The following is a 2910-nucleotide window of genomic DNA, read 5'->3' on the forward strand; positions in this document are numbered from 1 at the left end:
CCAGGGTCCGAAATACAACGCCCGTTAGCCATCGTCGTGATCGGCGGGTTGATCACGGCCACGGCTTTGACCCTGATGTTGTTGCCCATTCTGTATTTGCGCTTTGCGTTTCCGAAACGAAAGGTTTCCGATGTCTGAACTTTGCCTAACCATCCTTTGCCCGCCAGCCGTCGAGGAAAAATTGCTCGACCTGCTCCTTTTGTCACCCAACGCGGCGGTATTTACAAGTGCTCCGACGGCCGCTCATGGCCTGGCTTTCGGCAGCCTGAACCAGACCGAGCAGGTGCTCGGCCGCGCTTTTGCGACGCAAGTACAAGTTGTTATTCCTGAAGTCGACCGGCAAGCATTGCTGGGCGATATCCAGGCGCAATTTTCTGGAGCGGGCCTGCGCTATTGGATAACGCCAGTCATTGAGGCGGGAGAAATAGCATGAAAATTCGACCCCTCCTGGCATCCCTGATCATGGGGGTTAGTTCTGCCTACGCACTTCAACCACCGAACGTCCCAGGGTTGTTGCCTACAGAGATCGCCCGGCCGCTTTTGGAACAAGACCCGCGTGTTGCTGCGGCGCGCGCAGGCTTGGAGGTTGCAAGGCAAGAGGCCAGCATTCTTGACAAGTCACCCTACGAATGGACTGCGAAAGCGCTGGGGCAGCGGCGGTCTCTAGACACCGGGCCACGCTACCGCGAGTGGAATGTCGGAATTGAGCGGACCATCAGACTTCCGGGCAAGGGCTCGGCTGACCGTAACATCGGCAAGGCCACCATCGACGAGTCCAAGGCCCAGTATGGTGAAGCATTGCATGAATCCGCTCGGGAACTGGTGTCACTTTGGCTAGATTGGCTTGCGGCAGAGCGCGGTCGCGAGTTGGCTGCTTCAAATCTTGTGGCTGTCCAGGAAAATCTGAAGGCAGTCGACAAACGCACCCGTGCTGGCGATGCGTCCAGACTCGACCTCAACTTCGCCAACGCGGAGTTGGCCGAGCAAAAACGGATGGACAACGATGCCCGGACGCAGGCATCGGCTGCCTGGGCGCGACTGTCAGCACGCTTTCCCGGCATTAACCGCCAAAGCGTGCTGATGCCTTCTCCGCTGTTGATTACGGAGGATGAAACCCTGTGGCGTGATCGGATCATTGCCGAAAACGACGAGCTCAAGGTCGCGCAGACCCAGTTGCGGATAGCGCAAGCCCAGGCCGACCGTGCGCGGGCTGACCGGGTTCCCGATCCGACCTTCGGTGTTTTCACTGCCTCTGAGGTGGGTGGCCGGGAACGAATTTCTGGCGTCACCATCAGCATTCCTCTGCCCGGCGGCTTGCGCGATTCACGCAGTTCCAAGGCTCTGGCGGCTGTTGAAGTTGCCCGTAATGCCGTTGACCTCAAGAAACGTGAGCTCGAAACCGAGATTGCTACTGCGTTGGTCACTGCCCGGGGAACCTATGAGAGCCTGCAGATTGCCAACGAGGGCGCTCTCGCTATGCAGGAAAACGCCAAGCTGGTGCAACGCGCGTATTCGCTTGGCGAAGGAGATCTGCAGACTTTGTTGCTGGCACGTCGACAGGTCACCGCTGCGATGAATAGTGCCTTACTCGCACAGACGAACGCGTTGAAGGCTTACTACGGTTTGCTAATCGACGCGCATTTCGTTTGGGGCCTGGAACATGACTAATAAAACGATTTCACAAAGGTCATGTAGATTGCTCTTGGCAATGGCCTTGCTCATCCTCGCCGGTTGTCAGACCATCTACGAAAGTAAGTATGAATGGGACGCGGGTTGGCGCCCTGGCACGGTGCTCTCTGTTGGTTCCGCTGATCACGTCCTCCAAACGCCATTTCGCGATTGCCGCCCCGCTTTAAGCCCCGAGGAAAGAACTGCGCTCAAATTTGCAGTTGTCTCTTACTCGTTTCTAAATCGTCCCAAAAAAGCGGTTGTGCCCATTTCACCTGGATCAACCTGGACTGCCGGAAGTTTGGTTTACATCAACGTCACCAACTGCAGGACAGTATTAGAGCCGCGCCAAGCTCAAAGCAAGCAACAAGGCGAGTTCTTAGCAGAGAGGGCTGGCCGCGTCATTGTTGTGACCGACATTCAGCGATGAAGTCAATGCCAAAGAATGTGACGGGTGGGAGCGCTGGCGAATCCAATGGGATGTTCTGATGCCACACGGATTAAGGAATTTGCCGAATGCATCTCACGAAGGGCTGACGATCGCACTGGTAGCTGGCGCAGTGTCCGCGCTGGTGATGCTCGTAATACTCGTTTATCTGCTCTGGCGTGATCGAAAAAAACTGAAAACTCCAACGGCAGTGCGTGGGCGCCCGCGTCGAGGACGAAAGAAGAAGCCGCCATAGAGTCGCAACAATTTCAGATTGCGTCAAATTGGCATTGCCTCCGCGAGTCATGAAAGCGGCTGTCCTAAAAGTACACAAACCTACCAACACTCCACTCTACCTAGAGAATTCTTCTGTTGCGGGTCAGACTATGTAAGTCCAGGCGTGTCCGCATACCTCAAAGATCACCAAGTCGCGGTTGGGCTTGGCGCCTACGCCGGGTTTTGACCGCGTCTTTCCTTCGTGTTAATCCTATGCCTTCTAAGCAAATTCTAAATTCAATCCCGCGAGGAATGACCTGCCGAGGAGTACACAGAGCGATCATCGAATACCTTCTCAAACCCGGAAAAGACTTATCCACCAGCGCTATGCTAGATATTCCTTGCGGGAAGGGTGAACTGATCTCGTCCTTGCGCCGATTTTTTCCTGGCGCTGACTTGCGGGGGTGCGATTTGAAAAAACCTGATTCTTTGGCTTCAGGCGATTTTGCATCAGTAGACGCGAGTCGTCCTTTTGCCGTCTTTCCGGAAAACAAGTTCGACTACATATTTTCAGTCAGTGGCGTAATGGAGTTTGACAA

General features: G+C 55.1%; 5 protein-coding genes. All 5 read left to right on the forward strand.

Annotation, left to right across the window (positions count from 1 at the left end; genetic code table 11):
* Positions 1–138, forward strand: a 138-nt coding sequence (locus ACFQND_RS12375; RefSeq protein WP_377413665.1) for an efflux RND transporter permease subunit, incomplete at its 5' end; no start/stop codon positions are given.
* Entirely contained in the window at positions 131–433 is a 303-nt protein-coding gene (locus tag ACFQND_RS12380; protein WP_291325366.1) for a DUF3240 family protein, read from the forward strand. The genes ACFQND_RS12375 and ACFQND_RS12380, both read left to right, overlap by 8 nt.
* Positions 430–1668 (forward strand): TolC family protein, encoded by a 1239-nt coding sequence (locus ACFQND_RS12385; protein WP_291325367.1) that lies wholly within the window; start codon positions 430–432, stop codon positions 1666–1668. The genes ACFQND_RS12380 and ACFQND_RS12385 overlap by 4 nt, the downstream gene beginning before the upstream one ends.
* Positions 1661–2098: a hypothetical protein gene (locus tag ACFQND_RS12390; protein WP_371435573.1), complete on the forward strand. Its 438-nt coding sequence runs from the start codon at positions 1661–1663 to the stop codon at positions 2096–2098. Before ACFQND_RS12385 ends, ACFQND_RS12390 begins: the two co-directional genes overlap by 8 nt.
* Positions 2099–2584: 486 nt before the next feature.
* A partial coding sequence (locus tag ACFQND_RS12395; protein ID WP_377413662.1) for a hypothetical protein occupies positions 2585–2910 on the forward strand: 326 nt, incomplete at its 3' end.

Source organism: Polaromonas aquatica (assembly GCF_042659145.1).
GTDB lineage: Bacteria > Pseudomonadota > Gammaproteobacteria > Burkholderiales > Burkholderiaceae_C > Polaromonas > Polaromonas aquatica.